Annotated in this window: 22 protein-coding genes; 5 read left to right on the forward strand and 17 right to left on the reverse strand. The window is 38.0% G+C overall.

Annotation, left to right across the window (positions count from 1 at the left end; all coding sequences use genetic code 11):
- Nucleotides 1-304: 304 nt before the first annotated feature.
- The 11 genes from R2S57_RS12540 to R2S57_RS12590 all read right to left on the reverse strand — a co-directional run bounded on the left by R2S57_RS12540 (nucleotide 305) and on the right by R2S57_RS12590 (nucleotide 9,172).
- Nucleotides 305-1,480, reverse strand: coding sequence for a mechanosensitive ion channel family protein (locus tag R2S57_RS12540; RefSeq protein WP_316845295.1), 1,176 nt, complete (start codon nucleotides 1,478-1,480; stop codon nucleotides 305-307).
- Between the two features lie 70 nt (nucleotides 1,481-1,550).
- Entirely contained in the window at nucleotides 1,551-1,898 is a 348-nt protein-coding gene (rplS, locus tag R2S57_RS12545; RefSeq protein ID WP_025141628.1) for a 50S ribosomal protein L19, read from the reverse strand.
- A 232-nt stretch (nucleotides 1,899-2,130) separates the two neighbouring features.
- Nucleotides 2,131-2,619 carry a hypothetical protein gene (locus tag R2S57_RS12550; protein ID WP_316845296.1) on the reverse strand — a complete coding sequence of 163 codons (489 nt, stop codon included), beginning with the start codon at nucleotides 2,617-2,619 and terminating at the stop codon, nucleotides 2,131-2,133.
- Between the two features lie 31 nt (nucleotides 2,620-2,650).
- Complete coding sequence (locus tag R2S57_RS12555) at nucleotides 2,651-3,124, reverse strand: hypothetical protein (protein WP_316845297.1); 474 nt, start codon at nucleotides 3,122-3,124, stop codon at nucleotides 2,651-2,653.
- Nucleotides 3,125-3,135: 11 nt separating this feature from the next.
- Nucleotides 3,136-3,984: a WG repeat-containing protein gene (locus tag R2S57_RS12560; protein ID WP_316845298.1), complete on the reverse strand. Its 849-nt coding sequence runs from the start codon at nucleotides 3,982-3,984 to the stop codon at nucleotides 3,136-3,138.
- Between the two features lie 120 nt (nucleotides 3,985-4,104).
- Entirely contained in the window at nucleotides 4,105-5,886 is a 1,782-nt protein-coding gene (locus R2S57_RS12565) for a 7TM diverse intracellular signaling domain-containing protein (protein ID WP_316845299.1), read from the reverse strand.
- The gene (locus tag R2S57_RS12570) at nucleotides 5,864-6,499 is read right to left on the reverse strand and encodes a response regulator transcription factor (RefSeq protein ID WP_316845300.1); all 636 of its coding nucleotides are present in this window, start codon (nucleotides 6,497-6,499) and stop codon (nucleotides 5,864-5,866) included. The genes R2S57_RS12565 and R2S57_RS12570 overlap by 23 nt, the downstream gene beginning before the upstream one ends.
- A gap of 67 nt (nucleotides 6,500-6,566) precedes the next feature.
- A complete protein-coding gene (gene trmD / locus R2S57_RS12575; protein WP_316845301.1) occupies nucleotides 6,567-7,241 on the reverse strand; it encodes a tRNA (guanosine(37)-N1)-methyltransferase TrmD in 675 nt (224 codons plus the stop codon).
- 57 nt (nucleotides 7,242-7,298) lie between these two features.
- Nucleotides 7,299-7,910 carry a hypothetical protein gene (locus tag R2S57_RS12580; RefSeq protein WP_316845302.1) on the reverse strand — a complete coding sequence of 204 codons (612 nt, stop codon included), beginning with the start codon at nucleotides 7,908-7,910 and terminating at the stop codon, nucleotides 7,299-7,301.
- Between the two features lie 44 nt (nucleotides 7,911-7,954).
- The gene (gene rimM, locus R2S57_RS12585) at nucleotides 7,955-8,482 is read right to left on the reverse strand and encodes a ribosome maturation factor RimM (protein WP_316845303.1); all 528 of its coding nucleotides are present in this window, start codon (nucleotides 8,480-8,482) and stop codon (nucleotides 7,955-7,957) included.
- A gap of 117 nt (nucleotides 8,483-8,599) precedes the next feature.
- The gene (locus R2S57_RS12590) at nucleotides 8,600-9,172 is read right to left on the reverse strand and encodes a 30S ribosomal protein S16 (RefSeq protein WP_316845304.1); all 573 of its coding nucleotides are present in this window, start codon (nucleotides 9,170-9,172) and stop codon (nucleotides 8,600-8,602) included.
- Nucleotides 9,173-9,316: 144 nt separating this feature from the next.
- On the opposite strand from R2S57_RS12590, the gene R2S57_RS12595 reads away from it, so the two are divergent.
- Nucleotides 9,317-9,838 (forward strand): 5' nucleotidase, NT5C type, encoded by a 522-nt coding sequence (locus R2S57_RS12595; RefSeq protein WP_316845305.1) that lies wholly within the window; start codon nucleotides 9,317-9,319, stop codon nucleotides 9,836-9,838.
- 133 nt (nucleotides 9,839-9,971) lie between these two features.
- Here R2S57_RS12595 and R2S57_RS12600 read toward each other — a convergent pair whose 3' ends face one another.
- The gene (locus R2S57_RS12600; protein WP_316845306.1) at nucleotides 9,972-13,040 is read right to left on the reverse strand and encodes a VIT domain-containing protein; all 3,069 of its coding nucleotides are present in this window, start codon (nucleotides 13,038-13,040) and stop codon (nucleotides 9,972-9,974) included.
- A 176-nt stretch (nucleotides 13,041-13,216) separates the two neighbouring features.
- Between R2S57_RS12600 and R2S57_RS12605 the strand changes: the two genes are divergently transcribed.
- Entirely contained in the window at nucleotides 13,217-13,540 is a 324-nt protein-coding gene (locus R2S57_RS12605; protein ID WP_029274899.1) for a heavy metal-binding domain-containing protein, read from the forward strand.
- Between the two features lie 91 nt (nucleotides 13,541-13,631).
- Here the strand turns inward: R2S57_RS12605 and pfkA are convergent, their stop codons facing one another.
- The 4 genes from pfkA to R2S57_RS12625 form a co-directional block, all read right to left on the reverse strand.
- A complete protein-coding gene (gene pfkA, locus R2S57_RS12610; RefSeq protein WP_316845307.1) occupies nucleotides 13,632-14,615 on the reverse strand; it encodes a 6-phosphofructokinase in 984 nt (327 codons plus the stop codon).
- Nucleotides 14,608-16,293: a protein-disulfide reductase DsbD family protein gene (locus tag R2S57_RS12615; RefSeq protein WP_316845308.1), complete on the reverse strand. Its 1,686-nt coding sequence runs from the start codon at nucleotides 16,291-16,293 to the stop codon at nucleotides 14,608-14,610. The genes pfkA and R2S57_RS12615 overlap by 8 nt, the downstream gene beginning before the upstream one ends.
- A 151-nt stretch (nucleotides 16,294-16,444) precedes the next feature.
- A complete protein-coding gene (locus R2S57_RS12620; protein WP_316845309.1) occupies nucleotides 16,445-16,894 on the reverse strand; it encodes a protein-disulfide reductase DsbD domain-containing protein in 450 nt (149 codons plus the stop codon).
- A 7-nt stretch (nucleotides 16,895-16,901) separates the two neighbouring features.
- Complete coding sequence (locus R2S57_RS12625; protein ID WP_316845310.1) at nucleotides 16,902-17,678, reverse strand: biotin--[acetyl-CoA-carboxylase] ligase; 777 nt, start codon at nucleotides 17,676-17,678, stop codon at nucleotides 16,902-16,904.
- 44 nt (nucleotides 17,679-17,722) lie between these two features.
- Between R2S57_RS12625 and rsfS the strand changes: the two genes are divergently transcribed.
- The 3 genes from rsfS to R2S57_RS12640 all read left to right on the forward strand — a co-directional run bounded on the left by rsfS (nucleotide 17,723) and on the right by R2S57_RS12640 (nucleotide 20,848).
- On the forward strand, nucleotides 17,723-18,097 hold the full coding sequence (gene rsfS / locus R2S57_RS12630; RefSeq protein ID WP_055914301.1) for a ribosome silencing factor: 375 nt from the start codon (nucleotides 17,723-17,725) through the stop codon (nucleotides 18,095-18,097).
- Nucleotides 18,098-18,124: 27 nt separating this feature from the next.
- Nucleotides 18,125-20,137, forward strand: coding sequence for an ATP-dependent zinc metalloprotease FtsH (gene ftsH / locus R2S57_RS12635; protein WP_316845311.1), 2,013 nt, complete (start codon nucleotides 18,125-18,127; stop codon nucleotides 20,135-20,137).
- Nucleotides 20,138-20,203: 66 nt separating this feature from the next.
- Nucleotides 20,204-20,848 (forward strand): lactate utilization protein C, encoded by a 645-nt coding sequence (locus R2S57_RS12640; protein ID WP_316845312.1) that lies wholly within the window; start codon nucleotides 20,204-20,206, stop codon nucleotides 20,846-20,848.
- Between the two features lie 58 nt (nucleotides 20,849-20,906).
- On the opposite strand, the gene R2S57_RS12645 is transcribed toward R2S57_RS12640, so the two are convergent.
- Nucleotides 20,907-21,890: a cell envelope integrity protein TolA gene (locus R2S57_RS12645; RefSeq protein ID WP_316845313.1), complete on the reverse strand. Its 984-nt coding sequence runs from the start codon at nucleotides 21,888-21,890 to the stop codon at nucleotides 20,907-20,909.
- Nucleotides 21,891-22,014 lie beyond the last annotated feature (124 nt).

Below are 22,014 nucleotides of genomic sequence, written 5' to 3' on the forward strand. Positions count from 1 at the left end.
TGGAACGGCTTTTCTGTTATAGCACAATTTTTCAGGGCATTTTGATTGTCAGCGAAGACACCGGCCATGGTAGTTGAGGGTTTTGAAAAACAAAAGTTGCCAAATAAACCTCACCTAAGCGAGATGACGATATTTCAATCGGCAGAAGCGGGAGCAGGAACAAACTTCAATAGTACCGCTATACTTGCTTTCCGAAAAAGAAAAATTTTCTTTCCATTATCTAAAACGTCTAATACCATCAGATTTAATAGTATAAGCTTGTGGTCTGTGAGGACACAGACCACGGGGGCATAACTGGTAGATTTTAATCCATAGCATCATTACCCACCTCTTCCTTATCACCTGCCGGAGCTGGCCTGTCACTGATCAAACGCTGGGTAGGGTAGGCAAAATCCGACTTATTACGGATCACAATATCCATAATCTCCAGGTTAATCTCCTGTCTGATCTTAAGGAACTCAGCATAATTCAGTACAGTTACAAAATAATTAACTTCCACATTCAGACCAGAATCACCAAAACTTTTAAATGACGCATTACCATCATCGCTGGTCCCCTGATGGTTGTTGATATAACTTTCTATTTCGGTAATAATTTTTCTGAGTGATTCCGAATTGGTTTCGTAAGTAAGCCCAATGATGAAAGATACCTTACGCGAATTTCTAAGTGAAAGGTTTTCCAAAACGCCGTCAATCATCCCTCTATTGGGAATAGTGGCCATTGTTTTTTCAGAGGTTCTGATTCTCGTGCTCCTAAAGCCAACCTTTTCAACCGTTCCTTCTACACCATCAACCTTTACCAGATCGCCAACCGTAAAGGGCTTATCTAAAAAGATCGTAAAAGAGCCTATAAGATTCTCTAAGCTCTCTTTAGCGGCCAGGGCAATCGCAATACCACCAATGCCCAATCCGGTGATCAGCGTTAAAACATTAACCTCAAAAACAAAGCCCAGTAGCGTAAAAAAACCGATAAAAATTACGATCGTTTTAAATAACTCTTTTAAAAAGGGGACCAATTGATCGTCGGCCTTATTCTCCGTTAGAGAAGCTTTATAAAGCAAAACGTGGCTAATAAAGTCGATTATCCTTAAAATGATCCAAAAGATCGACAGGATAATCCCAAACAGAAATATCCTGTCAATGCAATCGCCAATCGTTACCGGGATCAATTCTTTAACCTTACCAATTAATTTACTGTAATGGAATACAGCTACCTCCAATGGATGTTTTAACTGGTTGATGGAGAGATAAAGCGTAGTTAACAGGATAAAAACCTCGATCGGTTTTACCAATAGGGCAACGAAAGCATCGTTATGCGATTGGTTAGAAAAATTTCTGAACAGTTTAAACAGCAACCTGCTTAATAACTTAGAAACAATATTCTTAAAAACTAAGCCTAAAAAAAGTATGCCCCCGAAGAGGAAATAGGCCTTTACGGTGTTGCCCCAAAAAATTTGGTCGAAAAAAGCAGAATCTAACATTTAACAAAGGTATAAACAAAAAAACCTCCACGAAATTAATCGTGAAGGCTATATCTTATAATAAAGAATATTATTTTCTCAAAGATTTGATACGGGCAGCTTTACCAGTTAAAGCACGTAAATAGAACAATTTCGCTCTACGAACTTTACCATAGCTATTTACTTCTACCTTCTCAATGTTTGGAGAATTGATAGGGAAAATACGCTCAACCCCAATACTGTTGCTCATTTTACGAACTGTGAAAGTTTCGTTAGCACCAGCACTGTTACGTTGTATCACAACACCTTGGTAAATTTGGATACGTTCCTTATTACCTTCGCGAATTTTATAGTGCACGCTCACTGTATCGCCAGACTTGAACGCAGGAAAATCTTTTTTCGCGATGGCCTGCTCTTCAACAAATTTTACTAAATCCATGATTTTAAGCTATTAAATCGATATTTCATCCCGTGAAAATCGGATTGCAATATTAGGGATTATTTTTGAGAAAAAAAAACCTATTTTAATTTTTTCCACAATCTTTACGAAATCCACATTCGATCAGGTTAAATGCTTCTATTCCAAAAGGTCAGGATGCCACTTATTCGCCAATTTATACCAAAATGTAGTATTCAAGATTCTGAGGCAAATTATTTATATGCTGATCCTATCAGGTGTTAATAATACAGTTGGGCAACGTTTCCTCCGCTTTGATAATTTTTTCCAAAATAGTATCCCAACTTTCTTCCACTCCCTCGTTATGAGGAGATATATGTAGCTCTCTAAGGTTTTTTAAATCTTTTAAAACCGTGATATCTTCTAACCTGATTTGAGTGCGCCAAATATCTAGGTATTCCAGATCGGTCAGTTTATTCAAATAAGGCAAGCAGGCTTTAGTAATGTTTTCATGTTTCATCAGCGTTAAGTGTTTAAGCTGTTTAACATTGCTGATCAATTTTACCCCTTCATCAGTAATCAACGTTTCTTTCAAATAAACGCTACGCATAACAGAAACTTTCGCGAAAAGCATGGCCAGATAGTCATCATCAACCAACGAATCAATACTGGTAAAGCCCGGCAGTTCTGTAGGGATATGCTTCGAATCAGTGATATGCCCAAAATGCCACCAGAACTGTTTTTCTGCCCCTTTGAGTTTCATGATTAACAACTTTTCATTCTAGCATCCGTTTCTAATACACGCCATAGCCCAGAACACCTATTTTTTCCTTTTCATCAGCATAAGTAATAAAATTGAATTTTGCGCCCGATTTACTCCAGATATTCTTGTTCACTGGCTGGCCGTCTATAGTCTGTTTAACCACTTTAGCGCTATAACCTTTGTTTTTTATTTCCATTTCAATAAAAGCCGTATTGATCGCGCCAGCAAAAATGCATACGATGGTAGAAATTTTATTGTCTTTGCCATAAGATATCTCGATCATATCAAATTGAGAGTCAAAGGCCAGTATTTCCTTCACATCGCCTTCTCCTTCCTCAACTTCTCCCTTTTTGAAACCCTTATCTTTCATAAAGGAGTTGATATCCTGCCGTGTCGTTTTATAAAAAATATCATTCATAAGGGCCAATTTCTTGTTCTCAAAACTGGTCTGGCCAAAGGCGATTGATCCCTGCAATAAAAAAAGCAGCATTATTAAATTTTTCATATCAAATTCGTTTATTGTGTAATTTCTTTTCCTGTTTTATCCATTACTCCCCACCTGCCGTTCAATCTAAACCGGGCCACTCCATTCTCAAAACTTCCAACCGCATCATATTTAATGGGAATAACCTCTTCACCTGTTCTGCTGATAAAGCCCTCTCTTCCATTCAGACCCACTTTCGCCAAACCTTCTTCAAAATCGGCAATGAACCTATACTTGAAAGGAATAATTTCATTTCCGTTTTTATCAATGGCGCCGTAGAGTTTATTCTTTTCAACCGGAGCAACGCCATCTGAAAAATCTTTTGCATAGTCGTATTTAAACTTTGTAAATTCTTTCCCCGTTTTATCTATAAAAGCCCATTTGTTGTTCAGTTTAACACTGGCAAAGCCATTTTTAAAATTATTTCCATCCTCGTATTTTAAAGGGGTAATTTCTCTACCGGTAATATCGATGAAACCATATTTCTCGTTTAGTCTCACCTTCGCAAAACCTTCATAAAAATCGAAGGCAACATCATATTTTAGTGCTGTGGTTTCCTTCCCTTTTTTATCTATATAACCCGATTTACCATTTAGTTCCACCTGGGCAAATCCATCTTTAAAATAAATTGCATCATCATATTTGAAAGGGATAACCACTTTTCCTGTTTGATCTATAAAACCATATTTTCCGCCCAGTTTAACCGCGATTAATCCTTCATGAAAACCGTACCCAGCCTTCTCATACTTAAAGGGGATAACCTCTTTCCCGGCCTTATCTACAAAGCCGTATTTTCCGCTTTCATTCTGTTTTGGACTTAAATCTTGTGCATAACTTGCAATGGCTAGCATACTGAATGCTGCCGCAATGAGTTGTTTCATTTTGCTTAATTTAGAGGGTGTATTGTTTATATTAAGCTAAAGTATAGGTAATATACGCCAGCATAAATACCCAGTAAAGGGTATATTTACAGATACAGAAGCAGGAAAAATGGTTATAACTTAACGATTGAATGGGATATTGATCTGAATAACTGTTCCCTCATTGTTAGCACTGCTGATTTCGAAATTACCTTTATAGTAATTTACCCTTTTTTCAATATTGTCAAGGCCAAAGCCCTTGCTTATTTTTTGTGAATCGAAACCAATCCCGTCATCAGTAAACTGAAAATGGTAATGTTTGGCATATTTATAAAGTTCGACGGTGATTAACTCCGCTTTACCATGTTTTAGGGCATTATTTATGAGCTCAAGTGCGATAAGATATAAATCATAAATCCATTTCTCATCAATTTTATCAGGAAAATCGTAACAGAAAAGTTCAATTTTTGCAGCTGTTAAACCGGCATTTAAACTGGATATCTGGCTTTGCAGACTGGATATCAAAGCCCCTTCATCAAGCGCTTTTGGCAGTATTTTATGGGATATTTCCCTGATATCTTTCGCCAGTTCATTTACATTTTGTTTAGCCAACTCAGCGTTCTTCATATCAAAAAGATGAATAATATGAGCAATCTTACTGCCTACATTGTCGTGAATAATATTGGCAATATTTCTCCGCTCCCGCAGCTGGACCTCATTAATTGCTTTCAGCGAGGTTTCTTTTTCAACGATCACCTCTTGCATCAACTCATTGTTTTTTACGAAGATCTGTATGTAATTTCTTGACAGTACATACCCAAATAAAAACACCTCGTATAAACTCATAAATACCATCCAATTATCTCCCAGTGATTTCGGTATGATTTCGAAGGTTTTGAGCACGATGCATACCACCCAAATAAGCTGCGGGGCAAATGCAAACAAGGCATAAATGGCTTGTGTCTGTTCCGTCTTTAAATGCATTAGCGAAGCCCAGAAAAGTGTTATAATTGAGGTAAGGAAAATGATATACCCCAGAATAAAAAAATATCTAAAATCAAAATCCCTGTAAAAAAATAAAAGAAATATTGATAAAAAGAAAAGTGAAAGATTTATTAGATTGAATATGTTAATGAACCTATATTTCTTGGGTTGATTTTGTTTCAGTTTTAAAAAGAAACTCAAAAAATAGCTTAAAGCAATAAACCATAACGCTCCAGTGTAAATCCTGCCTTCGCTAAAAAACCTAAATTCCGGAAACAAAACATGCTTGGCAAAATTGGTCGTAATTGCGGTATAAAATGCTGTCAGGATAGAATAGCCAATGTAATAAACATATAATCTGTTTCTGGTCATCAAAAACAATATTCCATTGATCATCAATAGCAAAAAGACGATCCCGATAAAAAAAGAAGTTAACGCTATTTTTTGAGATGATCTGGCTTCCAAATCGTCCTGATCATCTAAACTGTAAGAAAAATCTAAAAACGAAGTCTGTTTTTTAACCCTTACCCATAATAACTTCTCTTCGCCTGGCTCCAGATTAAGCTCGAATGCCAGGGTTTCGATGAAAGGGCTCTTACCAACTGTTCTATCGCCAATGATTTTAATTACTTTTCCATCATAGAGCGTAAGGCTATCAATATGGTTATTATTAAAGCATAACCATGTTTTAACTCCTTTTGAAGCATCAGTATTCTTAATCTTGAAGATACACCATACCGCAGCGGATTTGTTATAACCGATATTAACCCTGTCGTTTTCGCTAAATGATCGAAATTTTTTATGCTCAATAGTCGCCTTGCTCCATGATGAGTTTTCGTCTACTGCATAATCAGAGGTTACCGATATCGACCTACTTGTGTTTTGTGCGCAGGAGAGGAGAGGGAATAGCAGAAAGCTAATCAAGTAGATTATTCTCATGAGCAAATTTAATCAGCGAACTGCTATTATTGATTTCCAGCTTTCGATGGATGTTTTTTCGATGTGTGGTTACTGTTGTTTTACTGATGAACAGCACATCGGCAATTTCTTTACTGGTTAAGCCCTTAATAATTAATTTAATGATCTCTTTTTCTTGTTTAGAAATCCGGAACTTATTAATAATCGGACCATCGATAGCGCTATAAACACTATCGCCGCTCTTATAATTCTTATTGGTATAAAACGTTGTATTTTTCTTTGATTCGATAACCTGGATGAGTTCATCTGCTGGTGTTTCCTTCTTCAGGAAAGCATCTACACCCAATTTTTTTGCCTTTTGGATTAAAAAATCTTCATAATAAGCAGTAAGCACGATGATTTTGGTGTTCTTCAGCTGGGATTTGAGTTCTTCTAAAAGCACGAATCCATCAAAGTGGTTGATATTTAAATCACAGATGAAAACATCAGTAACGTTCTGCATTAAATGATGCCTGCAGGAATGCACATCGCTGAATTTAAAAATGCAATAGTCATTCCCCGTATTTTTGAGCAATTCGGAAATACCATTTAAAAAAAGTAAATGGTCATCACAAATAACAATCTGTTTGGGCATAATATCGGGACTCTAGAAGCGTTCCCCTAAAAATAAGAATTTACCTTAATAATTAACAAGGAAATTTTTATTCCAAAAGGTCGGGACGACGGATTTTAGTGCGCTCTAATGCCTGTTCGTGCCTCCACTCATTCACTTTTGCCTCGTGGCCGCTTAATAAAACATCTGGCACTTTATGTCCGCGCCAGTCTGCCGGGCGGGTATAAATGGGCGCATCAAGCAATTCGCCCTGAAAACTATCAGATAGGGCAGAAGTTTCGTCATTTAACACACCAGGGATCAAACGTACAACAGCATCAACCACGATCGCAGCAGGAAGCTCTCCGCCGCTTAAAACATAATCACCAACCGATATCTCTCTGGTCACAAAGATATCGCGTATACGCTGATCTATACCCTTGTAGTGGCCACACAGAATGATGATATTCTGTTTAATGGAAAGTTCGTTTGCGGTACTTTGATTCAAAGTAACACCATCAGGACTCATAAAAATAATTTCATCGTATTCGCGTTCAGCCTGAAGTTTCTCGATACAGGCTGCAAAGGGTTCAATACTCATTACCATGCCGCTACCGCCACCATACTGATAATCGTCTACACTTTTCTGTTTATTGGTTGCATAATCCCGAAGGTTATGCACCACAATTTCGGCAATGCCTTTTTTTTGTGCACGCTGCAAAATAGAATGGGCAAACGGACTTTCTAATAAAGCGGGCAGAACTGTTATGATATCGAAACGCATGGCACAAAGGTAAGGCTTTAGTCTGAAGTCTTTAGCTTGATTCGAATTTTGCTGCTGTTAACTTGTCCATTGATCGTGTATCACCGCAACTAAATAATAATGATCTTGATATTTTTTAAAAACAAACCTCAAACTGGTCCAGTCTAATCCTTTGTATTTTTCATCGAAACCTTTAAAATAACGTTCCGTAAAATGGAGCTGAGGATAACTTTCCTTCAAATTATTGATGGAATTCCCCTGACCGATAAAAGCATCATAACTCTTTTTCTCCGCGCTTAAATAATCGGAATTATAGATAAACCGCTCAATATAAGGCTTAACCTTCATTTTAATCGCTTCTCCACTTCCGTCAAAATGGCCCCAGGTTAAAGTCCAGTTTTTATTGATAGCTTCTAAAAAATCCTTTGCTAAAACATGTTTATGAGTAGGGTCTATAAATCCGTAAGGAGAAAATCTCACACCATCTATAGGATGAAAACAGGACGCAAATACATTGTAATCCTTTTCTTTCAGCGCCTTTAAAGCTTTTATCTCGACCGCTTGAATGGAATCCTTTTGCGTTGTTTTTGGCAGGATTTTTTCGCCGCCAGCATTATCTTCCGATTGTTTATTTTGATTACAACTTATCAATAGCATTGCCGCAGCAAAAGCAATAAGTAAACGCTTCATAAAAGCATAACGAAAAACCATCGAAAAGGTTTATAAAGAACCTTTTAATTTTCTAAATAGATATCCAATAAACCCTCAGGCAAATCCAGGGTTAAGATTTTTTCGGCATCATCGATTTCTACAATAAAATCTTCATTTAAGGGGAAAAGAATTTCGGTTTCCTTATAGATTACAGTAGCAACAAATTGCTGGGGATATTCATTTACTTCTATTATTTCACCGAGCTTACCAAGTGCCTCATCAACAGCCATAAAACCTTTTAAGTCGGTATAGAAGAACTCGGAATCATCGCGCTCTGGCATCTGGGCAATTGGAAGGTAGAGTTTCTTTTTTAATAAGGGCTGCACCTTATCAATATGATCAGCATCATCAAAATTAAAATAGCCTGTTTTATTGGCCTGCAGTTTTGCTGATGCCACGAAGTAAGGCACCAGTTTGCCGTTCATATCTGCATAAACCACATCAAAATCGAGCTTTTCATATTCATCGAATTCGAAAAACACCTGAACTTCTCCTTTTAAACCTCTGGTTTTTGTAACGTAACCTATGTAAAATGCTTCTTCGTGTTTCATATCCCCCCTAAATCCCCTAAAGGGGACTTATTAACACCCCCCTTTAGGGACAGGGGGTATTAAAAAAATAGCGTTCCGAAATTCGGAACGCTATTTTATGAGACAAAATAATTAAAATTATTCTGCTCCTTCTTCTTTAGTAGCTTCTGCTGCAGGAGTCTCTTCAGTTGCTTCAGCTTCAACAGCTGGTGCTTCTTCAGTAACCTCTTCTTCAACAACTTCTTCTGCAACTGGTGCATTTTTAGCTGCGATAGCTGCTGCTTTATCTTCTTTTTTCTTCGCTTCTGCAACTAAAGCTGCTTTACGCGCATCTGCTTTAGAAGTAGCTAAACCTTCTGATTTACCAGAAATTTTACCTGCTTTAGCATCTAACCAAGCTGTAAATTTTTCATCTGCTTGTTCTTGAGTTAAAGCACCTTTTTTAACACCACCTTCTAAGTGTTTTTTGTATAAAACACCTTTGTAAGAAAGGATAGCACGAGCGGTATCAGTTGGTTGTGCACCACTGTTAACCCAAGCTAAAGTTTTTTCGAAGTTAATTTCGATGGTAGCAGGATTGGTGTTTGGGTTATAAGAACCTAAACGCTCAATAAATTTACCATCACGTGGAGAGCGGGAATCTGCTACCACAACGTGGAAAAAAGGTTTCCCTTTTTTACCGAATCTTTGCAATCTGATTTTAGTTGCCATTGTCTTTTGTATTTATGTATTCAACATAGTTCCCGGAGCTTCATGCTGCGGGGCTGCAAAGATAACTAAAATACTGTAAATTAAAAACATAGTTTAATTTCTTTGTTTTCAGGATATTTGCGCCAAAATATTTGCAGATACAAAATGGAAAGAATTGCGATTGACATGGACGAGGTGATTGCCGACGCCGTTGGAAAATTTATTAAATTATATAACCGGGATTTTAATGTTCCGCTTGATTTAAAGATCGATGCCGGAAACGAGATCTACCACCACGTTCCACAGGATGTTAACCAAAAATGGTTCGAATATATCAATGAACCTGGCTTTTTTCGCGATCTTGAGGTGATAGACGATAGCCAGCGGGTAATTAAAGCCTTACAGGAAAAATATGATGTTTACATTGTTTCGGCAGCAATGGAGTTCCGCAACTCATTGGTTGATAAGTATGATTGGATGGCAGAACATTTTCCTTTTGTTGATTGGCAGCACATTATGTTCTGCGGAAATAAAATTGTAAATGTCGACATCATCATTGATGACCGCACCAAAAATTTTATGAATTTTGCTGGCAGGCCCTTATTATTTACCTCTCCACATAACTTGCTCATCACCGAATACGAGCGTGTAAATACCTGGGAAGAGGTAGCGGGATTATTGCTTTAAATTATTCATGAAGCAACAACAAGGATCTTATTCGTCTCTCCAATAAGAGTTGTCAACTTTCTAGCAGGCTCGCTATTAATTTGACAACTCTAATCTCAAATCTGTGGAATCTTTTAATCGGTGTAATCACCTTTTAAAAATTAAATTCCCCTACCAAATTGCCTCCGCTACTTCCAGCAGCAAGCGGCAATACAATTACTTTTCGCTGCTGTTTACCCGTGGCATATCGGGTATAAATCTCAGCCGTTACAGTTGTTGGCCCACTAATGTTAATCTGGCTATCGCCATAATAATTTACCTCAATTTTATATTTTCCTTTTATTGCTTTTTTGATCATGAACTGCTCCGGGCCATAGCCCGAAGTAAAATCGTTGCTGATCCTGCCACCTATTTTTGTTTTCGAATTCCCATAATAGCCTTTTTCTCCCGTTGGATCCGTTAACCACAAATCGATATCCGTATCATTTTTATTCCAGTTTAATACCACACGCACATCTACAGGTAGGGGCTGAATTAATCTTTTATCAATTCCTTTCGTACTTAAACTATTGGCATGCTTCGCGATGAGATTATTTATTTCAGATATTACGATCTCTTCAATCCCTTGATCTCTATCCGCAATCTGGCTATTATAACTTTGGGTAAGTACTTTGTATAAATTATCCATGGCAGCCTGATATTGTCCATTGTCTGCTAAGGCTAAAGCATAATCACGGTAACTTTGTGCATCCATCGGCCGCCATTGCAAAATCTTCTGGGTGATAAAAATCTCATCTTTAAAATTTCCGGTCTGCTTTAATTTGTAAGCCAAAGTTTTGTATAGATCGGTGTTTTCCAGATCCAAATCGGCTATATTGCTTAAAATGGTTAAGGCCCGAACACTATCTTTCTGCTGGTAAAACCAATTGGCTACGTCAAAATAAAACATAGGCGTAGAAATATACTTCGATCGCATTTTTAAATAAGCCTGGTATGCACTATCCGGCTTTCCTACCAAACCTTTCATATAATCTTTATCACTTTTAAATTCGGGAATAACAATTGCGGGTTGTTGAGCAGCCCTAGTGGTGTTTGCGACTTGAACCCCTGCAACTTTACCCTCGAGAAAACCACTTGAGGCAGTTCCCCGGATGGTTGTTACAGATCCTGTAAGAGAACTTTTTCGTTGGGCAGCATAGCCCACCACTACCACTTCATTTAATTGATTCGTTTCTTTATCCCTGCTGGCGGCTCCCGTAGGCGGCGCAAGCCTCACTGCCTGCGGTGCAGGAGAAACAACCATCTCAGCCACTTTTGCAACTTCTACTTCCCGCCTGCGTGCTTCTCCTGCTGGCGTTGGCATTACAATATCAGCTGCAGGGTCTCCTTTTACATCTCTTTGACCAGGATCAGGATAGCCTTCCTTTTTCTTTTCTGGTTCTTTGTAGTAAAAATCGGTGTTCCACCAGGTTTTTAACTCTTTTGTCATGGCTACCGCAGCATTGATCAGATCCTGCTTCTGTTCTAAAATAGCTGCTCTGCGCTGTTTTAAAACAGCATTATAGGCTTGTTGCAGTTCAACAGGAGGTACAATGTCGTACCGTAAATAATCATCAAGATTTTCTAAAACGATCAGACTGGTATTGCGCGTAACAATGCCAAACTGCTTGCTCAAAACACTGATATCATCTTTATTATCTTCGTATTGAATATCCATTTCGGCAATTTTCTTTTGTGCCCAAACCCGGCTTACATCTATGCTGCTTAAGGTATGTTCTGTGGCATTTAAACGGACTACCTGCTCAGAAACCACAGTATTCCCAAAGCCAAACTGTAAGATGAATTCAGTATTAAATTCGTTCATAATACCCGCCAGCGAAAAATGCCCGTTTACATTTACCTTCATCGATGGGTAAGTTTGCCGTACACTGCTCCCGTTTTTAATCCCTAAAAACTGAAGGTTTTGTCGATTCAATTGTTTAAAAGCATCGCTCACTGAAATGGAATTCAGGTTTACAAATTGTCCTCCTGTTTTCATGCTGATGAACTTTAAGGTGCTATAATCTGCCTTTAGCGCGGTATTGATGCAATGAATGGGTTTATTTAGTGCTACCGTGTTTTTACCGAAGGTGGATAGCCCGTCGCTGAATAAAATATACTCATCAGCCTGGAGAGATCTCGTATTTATCGCACTGAAATTTGTACCGCCATCATAAACTAAGTTTTTCAATTTATCTTTTAATTGCGTCCAGTTACCATGAGTGATGACGAATGTTCCCGCGTTTTTAAAGCCGTTATTAACCAGGCCCAGCTGTATCGTCAGATTTTGTTTTTGTTTGATGATTAAATCAAGCAGTTCTATCTCCTGATCGGTATTACGCTGCAGGCCACTTAAAGAAACATCCCAGATTAAACCAATATTGTTTGCCCATAACTTCTGCCGACTTTCTATTCTGGGAAAAACATTAACCAGAAAATAATAACCCGAAGAGGCTTTTTGCATCTGTACTTCGGGTAAATTGTTCCTTTTTGGCAAATTAATGGTGAGGCCGTTTTTTGGCTGGTAGTTGCTTTTATTAATTTCGCCTATATAAGTGCTTCCATTGGCCTTTAAATCAAAGCTGCCATCGGGCTGTTCGCCAAGCTCTGGTTTAATGATACTTTCGAAAACAGTAGTTTTTAAACTAAAGTTCTCTATCGCTTGATTATAATCCAAAGGCAAATGATATTTAAGTACATTCCCGTTCGTAAAACCAAGTTCTTCCTCATAGCCTACAATTATGGTCCTGCTACCATTGGCTGGCAATGGATAAATTCTGGTCCGGAAATTATTTCCCTCCACTTTTTCCAATAAACCCGGGTCAACCCTGCGGCGTTCGATGCTCTCGAAAACCTCGGTTGCCTTTGCTTTTTCTACAGGAACAGCCTCACGCATTTTGCCGTTTATATCTAAGGCATATCGGCTAATGCTTACCCCTTCAGGCATCGGAAAGGTAAGTTCGCCTTCCAGAATACGGTTGCTATTATTATGGAAGGTCATTGTCATTACCGTTGTGGCGATGTTTCCGGTAATCTGCACGTCGATGGCTAACTTTTTAAGTTTAACGGCATCTTTTTGTTCGCTTGTTTCGGCCTGTTGTACCTTCAATACAGGCATTTGTGCCTGAACAAAAAAGACAGCCAACAATAAGGGAAGGATGAGTAAGGTTTTAGATGGTCTCATAACTTAATTTTAAATAGTGATGCAAAAGCATTGGCGATTACATAAATTTATTTTCAAAAGCAATGCTCGTTGATTGATTTTATGCCGCTAAAAACATCATTAACATCCAAAAAGAGCTTTTTTGGAAAGATGTAACATTTCAATAAAAAATTATTCTAATGACTAAAACTGAAACTATGTTAGTAACCACTACGCCTTCGGTGGAGGGCAGAAAAATCGTAAAATATATAGGTCTGGTTACCGGGGAAACCATTATTGGCGCAAATATTTTTAAAGACTTATTTGCTGGTATAACGGATATAGTAGGAGGCCGATCGAGCTCTTATGAACGTGTTTTAAGGGAGGGAAAAGATACGGCGGTAAATGAAATGCAACAGTATGCTGCCGCATTAGGTGCCAATGCAATTGTTGGGGTAGATTTAGATTATGAAACCGTTGGCAGTGGTGGCAGCATGTTAATGGTAAGCGCCAATGGTACTGCTGTTATATTAGAAGATTAAGATATTGCTTATTGCGAAAACTAAGCAAAAACAAGAAAGTCTTTCCGGTGCGGGAAAGACTTTTCTTTTATATCATATTTCTATTATTCGATTAAAACGAAAGGATATCAATCAGTTTTAACCATTTAGCACTTACTTTTTCAGCATTAATGTGTTTAATCGCATGATTAAAAGGCGTAAACACGATCTCACGGTTAATCTGACCGGCCATTACGCCACTTTCACCATTAATTAAACCTTCTACCGCGGATACCCCTAATCGGCTTGCCAGCACACGATCCATACAGGTTGGCTTTCCTCCACGTTGTATATGCCCTAGAACGGAAACCTTAGTATCGTAATGCGGGTATTTTTCCTGAAGAATTTCGCCTACTTTAAATGCCCCACCAGTATCATCACCTTCGGCAACGATAATGATTTTCGAGGCTTTATCTTTACGGCTATGTTCCAGTTTATGCAAAATATCATCTGCATTCATATTGGCTTCAGGAATCATGATGGCTTCTGCACCCACACCAATTCCACTTCTTAAAGCTATTAAACCCGAATCGCGTCCCATTACCTCAACGATAAAAAGCCTATCATGCGATTCTGCCGTATCTCTGATCCGATCCACCGCATCAATAACGGTATTAATAGCAGAGTCGTAACCGATGGTAAAATCGGTACCGGCTAAATCGTTATCAATTGTGCCCGGTAAACCCACTATTGGAAAATCGAACTCTTTTGAGAAAATGTTGGCGCCGGTAAACGTTCCGTCACCACCAATTACAATCAGCGCATCAATCCCTAAGGCTTTTAGGTTTTCGTAAGCTGTTTTTCTACCTTCAACAGTTCTGAAGGCTTCACTACGTGCGGTTTTTAAAATGGTGCCTCCACGCTGAATAATATTTGCTACAGATTTGCGGTCCATAGGGATATAATCATTATTGATCAGCCCTTCGTAGCCACGGATAAATCCGGTTACTTCAATATCATAATAAATAGCGCCCCTAACTACGGCCCTAATTGCAGCGTTCATGCCTGGCGAATCGCCGCCAGAGGTTAAAACACCAATATTCTTAATCTTATTCATTTGTTTGTTTCTTGGCAAATTCCGAAAGTCCCTTATCCAGATATTGCAAATATTTATCTATATCAAATTCTACTCCGATAGGAGGGGAAACTAATTCTTTTTCATCAGTACCCAAAAGTACATAATATGGTTGCGAAATGGTATTAAATCTTTCGGCCTGTAAATGTTTAAATTTCTTACCAACCGTATTTACCCTGGTACTCAAAATTTTAGAGTCGAACTGTTCGGCAGCCGGCAGATCAGTTTTATCATCGGTATAAAGTGACACCACGATATAATCTTCTTTCAATTTTTTAAGTACCCTTGGGTCAGACCAAACCCGGGCCTCCATTTCGCGGCAATTTACACAACCATGGCCCGTAAAATCGAGAAATAACGGTTTTTTTACTTCCTTGGCATAGGCTAATGCTTCCTGGTAATCAAAAAAGCCATCAATGTTATGCGGAATGTGCAGGAATTCTGAATACTTACGTTTGGCATGAGTAGGTGCTCCTGTTTGGTTGGTACCACCGCCACTATCCTGCCCAATGATAAAATCCTGGGTTGATAAAGGTGGAACCAATGCGCTTACACCTTTTAATGGTGCTCCCCATAAACCTGGAATTAAATAAATTGCAAATACAAAAGTTGCGGTTGCAATAAATAACCTGGGCACTGAAACATAAGGAAGATCACTATCGTGTGAGAACTTAATTTTCCCTAATAAATAAACACCCAGGATTAATGCAAGTACAATCCAGATGGCTAAGAAAATCTCTCTGTCCAATATTCCCCAGTGGTAAGCCAAATCAGCTGTTGAAAGGAATTTTAAAGACAATCCCAACTCTAAAAAGCCAAGAAAAACTTTAATGGAGTTTAACCATCCGCCAGATTTTGGTAATCCCGTCATTAAACTTGGGAAAATGGCAAACATGGTAAAAATTATAGCCAGAGATAAAGAGAAACCGAACATTACCACCACTGGTGTAAGCAAATCGGTGTTAATAGCAACCAACGATGTTCCAATGAGCGGACCAGTACAGGAGAAAGAAACAACTGCTAAAGTAGCAGCCATAAAAAATATACCACTTAAACCCTTTGCATCTGATTTCGCATCGAGTTTATTTACAAAAGAACTGGGTAGTGTGATTTCGAAAGCACCCAAAAATGATACCCCGAAAACGATGAGTATAAGGAAGATGAAGATATTGAAAAACCCATCTGTTGAGATTTCATTTAAAGCACTTGCACCCCAGATTAAAGTGATAATTACACCTAAACCTACATAGATGACAATAATCGATAAGCCATAAATAATGGCGCTCCTAATCCCTTTTGCCCTACTTTCTGCTCTTTTGGTAAAAAAACCAACCGTGAGCGGAACCATCGGAAAAATACATGGCAGGAAAAATGCTGCGATACCCGCTAAAAGGCCTAAGCCAAAGGTTACCCAAAGTGATTGTTTTGGATCAGCTTTAGCAGCTAATGCCGTTTTTTCTACTTTCGAAGTATCCTTTTTTACCGAATCTTTTACCGTACTGTTTGCAGCACTATCCTGTGCAGAACCCACTTCGGTAAAAACAATATCATCGGGAGGAGCGGTTGCCGTGGTATCTTGAGTTACAATGGCGTAACTCCTAACAGCCGGCAATGCGATAAATATTGCAGCCATTAATATTAATAATAAAACCTTTTTCATTTGTGTGTGTGTGTGTTTGAAACCGTGAAATTAAGAATAATTTTATTAAGAGCTTTTTATAAGACCGTTTTGCACATAGATTTTACTTTAAACAGAAACAGTCCCAAGAATTTAAACTTTGGGACTGTTTTTTTAAATATTTTGATGATGACTACTTAACCGGGACACTAAATTCAACTTCTTCGGGAGGAAGACATTGTTTATCGTTACAAACCATAAACTCAACCTTGCCCTTAACAGCGGTTGTACCTTTATTCAATTTTACTTTTTGTTGGAAAATTACTGCTTTTTCAAAATAACTTACGTTCATTTTGAAAGTGCTCTCGTATTTAACAATTGCTTTTGGCTCAACTGTTTTGCCAACCAGGCTAAAATCCTTAGAAGGTGTAAAAGTAAACGTAGTCTTTACCGGGCCGCCATCTTTAACATTCTGAGAGTAAATATGCCATCTGTCTTCAATGGTTGCCTTTAAGTAGATAACCGCTTCATCTTTACTGATTTTTTTTGCTGAATAAGCCCAGGTAACAGGCTTTTCGATCTGAGCAAATGCACCAGCGATGGTAAAAAGTACCATCGAAAGTACTAAGGTGATTTTTTTCATTGTGTGTTTATTTTGTGTGTGTAAATTCTATTTCTTTAAAATTGAAGCTTTTTAAACCCTTGTTTGTATCAACAGTTAACCTACCACCGTCTTCAACTCCTTTAATCGTACCCTCAAAAACCTTTCCATCTTGTTTATATAACGCTGGAATATTAAAGTTATAAAGCCTTGCAAGATAATCATTTTGCAAAATACTATATTTCCCTGCTCTCAAAATTAAGTAGTATTTCTCCATAAACATGAATATTTTTGCCATAATATCCATTAAAGGCACATCTTTTTGTAAAATTTGAATGACGGAAGTGGCACGTTGACCAATACTATCTGAAAATTCGGATTGATTTATGTTTAACCCAATGCCAATTACTGATGATTTTATCGAACTGCCTGTCAGTGTATTTTCAATTAATATGCCCCCTAGTTTCTTATTTTGGTAATACATATCATTAGGCCATTTCACCTTTATCCCATGTGTTACAAAACAAGATAAAGCATCGCTAACAGCCAAACTAACGGCCATATTCAAATAAAACTGCTTATCCATGGGTAAAAATGAAGGTCTTAAATAAATACTGGTACTGATGTTTTTTCCTGCCTGAGTTTGCCAAACGCTATCTTGCTGTCCTCTTCCGGCAAACTGATTATCTGCCATAATTACAGTGCCTTCGGCTAATGGCTCGGATTTTGACACCAAATCTTTTAAAAAGTTATTGGTAGAATCAACTTCTTTTAATTTGATTAAATTTTGACCAACAAATAGTGTCGAAAAAGTGTTATTTTGCAAGTGTTGAATTTATAATATTGTAATTCCAAAATTAAAGCATTTTAATGGTAAAAAAGAAAATAGTAGCCCTTTCTACATACCTTTCTGAGTTAGCCGTACACGGCATTCAAGAAAAAAAAGGAGAAGATATAGTGCGGTTAGATCTTAGAAATATTCATACTTCAGTAGCGGATTACTTCATCATTGCGAGTGCCACCTCTGGTACCCAGGTAAAAGCTATTGCTGATAGTGTAGAAAAAGAAATATATAAGGCCACTCAGGCCGATCCACGACATAAGGAAGGTTTCGAATCTGCAGATTGGATTATTCTAGATTATTTTGATGTGGTTGTGCACATTTTTAAAACCGAAAAGCGCCACTTTTATGGCATAGAAGAACTTTGGGGGGATGCAGAAAGCACAAATTATCAGAGCGCATAACCTTTAGAACCATTTTGACAAAGACAAATGAACGACAATCAAAATACAAACGAAAAACAAGGGAAGAGAATACCTAATATCCCCAAAAAACCACAAAAAGGATCAAAATTTAATATTTTCTGGGTTTATGCTGCCATTATTATTGCAATTATTGCAGCACAGTTTTTATTTACCACCGACAGCGGTAAAGAGGTAAAATATGATACTTTCGAAAGCAAAATGCTTTTAACTGGTGATGTTGACAGAATTGTTGCCTATCAAACAGAAGATTTAGTTAAAGCTGAGGTTTATATTAAAAAAGACAGTTTAAATAAACCGCAGTATAAAGCATTTAAAAGCACTAGTTCTTTCAACGTAGGTACTGGTCCAACTGTTTTTTTTACTTATGGTGGAAAATTTGCTGATTTAAGGGCTGCTTTAGCCGAATCGCAAAAAGCATTACCTGCTGGTAGAAAAGCAATTTCATTTCAATCCGAAAACCGCAGCAACCCGTTGGCAAGCTGGTTTTTAAGCATTATCCTTCCGGTATTACTTTTAATCGGTTTCTGGATTTTCATGATGCGCAGAATGGGCGGTGGTGCTGGCGGTGGCGGTCAGATTTTTAGTATTGGAAAATCAAAAGCTACGTTATTCGATAAAGAAAGCCAGGTAAACATTACATTTAATGATGTTGCAGGTTTAGAGGAAGCCAAAACAGAGGTAATGGAAATCGTTGATTTCCTAAAAAATCCAAAAAAATATACCGACTTAGGTGGAAAAATCCCTAAAGGAGCTTTGCTTGTCGGTTCGCCAGGTACTGGTAAAACCTTATTGGCAAAAGCTGTTGCAGGTGAAGCCCAGGTTCCTTTTTTCTCTCTATCAGGTTCTGATTTTGTTGAAATGTTTGTTGGGGTAGGTGCATCACGTGTTCGTGACCTGTTTAAACAAGCTAAAGATAAATCACCTTGTATCATCTTTATTGATGAGATTGATGCCATTGGCCGTGCCCGTGGTAAAAATGGAGTTATGGGTGGAAATGATGAGCGCGAAAACACCTTAAATCAACTTTTGGTTGAGATGGATGGTTTTGGCACCAATACACACGTGATTATCTTGGCTGCTACCAACCGTGCAGATGTTTTAGATAAAGCATTATTAAGAGCGGGTAGGTTCGACAGACAGATTTACGTTGATTTACCAGATGTTATCGAACGTAAACAGATTTTCGAGGTTCACATTACGCCGCTTAAAAAATCAGAAGAGTTAGATACTGAGTTTTTAGCAAAACAAACTCCAGGTTTCTCTGGTGCTGATATTGCCAATGTTTGTAACGAGGCGGCATTAATTGCAGCCCGTAAAAATAAATCAGCAGTTGATAAACAGGATTTCTTAGACGCAGTAGATAGAATTGTAGGTGGTTTAGAAAAGAAAAATAAAATCATCACGCCAAGTGAAAAACGCGCTATCGCGATTCACGAAGCTGGACATGCTACGGTGAGCTGGTTGCTGGAACATGCAGCGCCCTTGGTTAAAGTTACAATTGTTCCACGGGGACAGAGCTTAGGTGCAGCCTGGTATTTACCGGAAGAGCGTTTAATTGTTCGTCCTCACCAAATGCTTGATGAAATGTGTGCAACGATGGGTGGTAGAGCAGCTGAAAAAGTAATGTTCGATACCATTTCTACCGGCGCGCTTAGCGATTTAGAAAAAGTGAATAAACAGGCCAGAGCAATGGTTACCATTTATGGCTTGAACGAAAAATTAGGAAACATTACTTACTACGATTCGTCAGGTCAGAATGAATATAATTTCTCTAAACCATATTCAGAAGATACCGCTTTAACCATTGATAAAGAGATTTCGGCACTGATTGAAGGTCAATACCAGAGAGCAATCAGCTTATTACAGGAAAACAAAGATAAGTTGATTCAACTGGCCGATATCTTGATTGAAAAAGAAGTTTTATTCAAAGATGATTTAGAGGTGATTTTCGGTAAACGTTTATTCGAAAATCAAAGCGAAAGCGGAGCCCCCGGACATATTACTCCGGTAGAAGCATAAATAAATAATTTCTATTATTACATTTGCTACCCTAATTTAAATAATTAGGGTAGCTTTTTTTTATAAATGAAGGATAATACGACAGCGAAGGAACAAATACTAAAAAAGATAAGGAAAGCACTATTAGAAAAACGTGAAAACCCTTATCCCAACTTAGAGGAGAGCCAATTGTATAAAAAAAATACAGATGAGCTAGAGGTATTATTTGCCGAACAACTTACAGCCATATCAGGCAATTTTATTTTCTGTGAGGATGGCATCGACTTTTTTGAAAACATGCTCCAACTGGCAGATAAATTTAAATGGCGCAAAATATATTGCTGGGAGCCAGAACTACAACAGTTTTTGAGCAAGTATGAATTTCCTTTTTATCAAACCGATAAAGATTTCGAACAGGCTGAAGTAGGGATTACCCTTTGCGAAGCTTTAATTGCCCGTAACGGAAGCGTAATGGTAAGCAACCAGGGTGCGGCAGGAAGAAGGCTTAGCATCTTCCCACATCACCATATTGTAATCGCGAGAACGAGTCAGCTGGTTTTAGATCTTAAAGATGGCTTTCAATTATTGAAGAACAAATATGGCAACCAGATCCCTTCGATGATCAGCAATATTACCGGGCCGAGCAGAACAGCCGATATTGAAAAAACATTGGTTTTGGGCGCACACGGACCCAAAGAACTTTTTGTGTTTTTAATTGATGATTTTAGCTAATGCTATGGGGTAGATAGACAATTACCACCCATACAACCCCTTCGCATTATACACCAAACTATTTTGAACTTTGAAATCTCTTCACAACCAACTCTCCTGCAGCGTTTATGCAATATATGTCTTCATCATAGTTAGAATATCTTCTTGATAGCAACGGTTTTAACCCTTCATTTTCCAATTTATGGTGATCAAATGTCAAATAAAGTTCTACTCTGGAACGGTCTTTGTCTAAAGTGATTGTTTTCTTTGTTTTAACATTGAATATATCTACTTCCTGAATCCGCCTGTAATTATAGCCCCAGCTAGAATCCTCCCCAAAATCTTTGCTTCTGCCAATCACAAAATAATCGTTCATCAGATGAAAGATAGTACTGATACTCTTATCATTAAAAAGCCGCTTTCCCTTCAGGTCAACTAGATCTGCAACATTTCTCGTTTTACCATTGGTTAAGGTGTTTTCTTCCTTCAAAATCACGATTCCTATATTCTTAGGGAAATTATTTTTATTGTCTCCAAAAGCAGCAAAAGTGCTGTCATAATCCTTGCTTTTTAAAACCGTATCGCCATTTTCGTTCAAAAAGTAGTTTAAACTTTTACCACTCATCGACATTGATCCTGGATAGTCAGCAAAAAATAATATATCTTTTGTAGGTTTAGATGGCGCTTTTTTTACGGGCACTTCAACCTTTTTGCTCGCTGATACAGGCAGTTTCCCCATCGTAACGTGTACTTCGGTCACTTTATTTTTCTCTGCAGTCTCGGCCAGTTTCTTTTTAAAGTCTGCCTCCCTTTCGACCTTAAGCTTTGCATTTCTAATTTTGCCTGCTTCATAAGCTGCTTTATCATCGGCTATCTTCTTTTTCCTAGCATCTTCATCCTCTTTTGCGCAGGCAGGGCACATGTTTTTACCCTCTGAATTGTTAGAGCCCTTAGGCGCAAACCTACAGTTATAACGGGCATACTCGCTTTTTGAAACATGCGATTGGGCTAGTGCCACCTGTACCATAAACAGGAGCAAAATAGTAGTTAAGAAATTCTTCATTTTAATTCATTTAATTCACCATAAAAATAAGCGGTTGGAAAGGTGGTCTATATACCCTTTACTCGGTATTTTTTATGTTTGGTTTATACCTTATATTTATGAAATATCGGCCCTACCTTAGGTT

It is taken from the genome of Pedobacter psychrodurus, from assembly GCF_032678585.1.
In the GTDB taxonomy this organism is placed as follows: Bacteria; Bacteroidota; Bacteroidia; order Sphingobacteriales; family Sphingobacteriaceae; genus Pedobacter; species Pedobacter psychrodurus_A.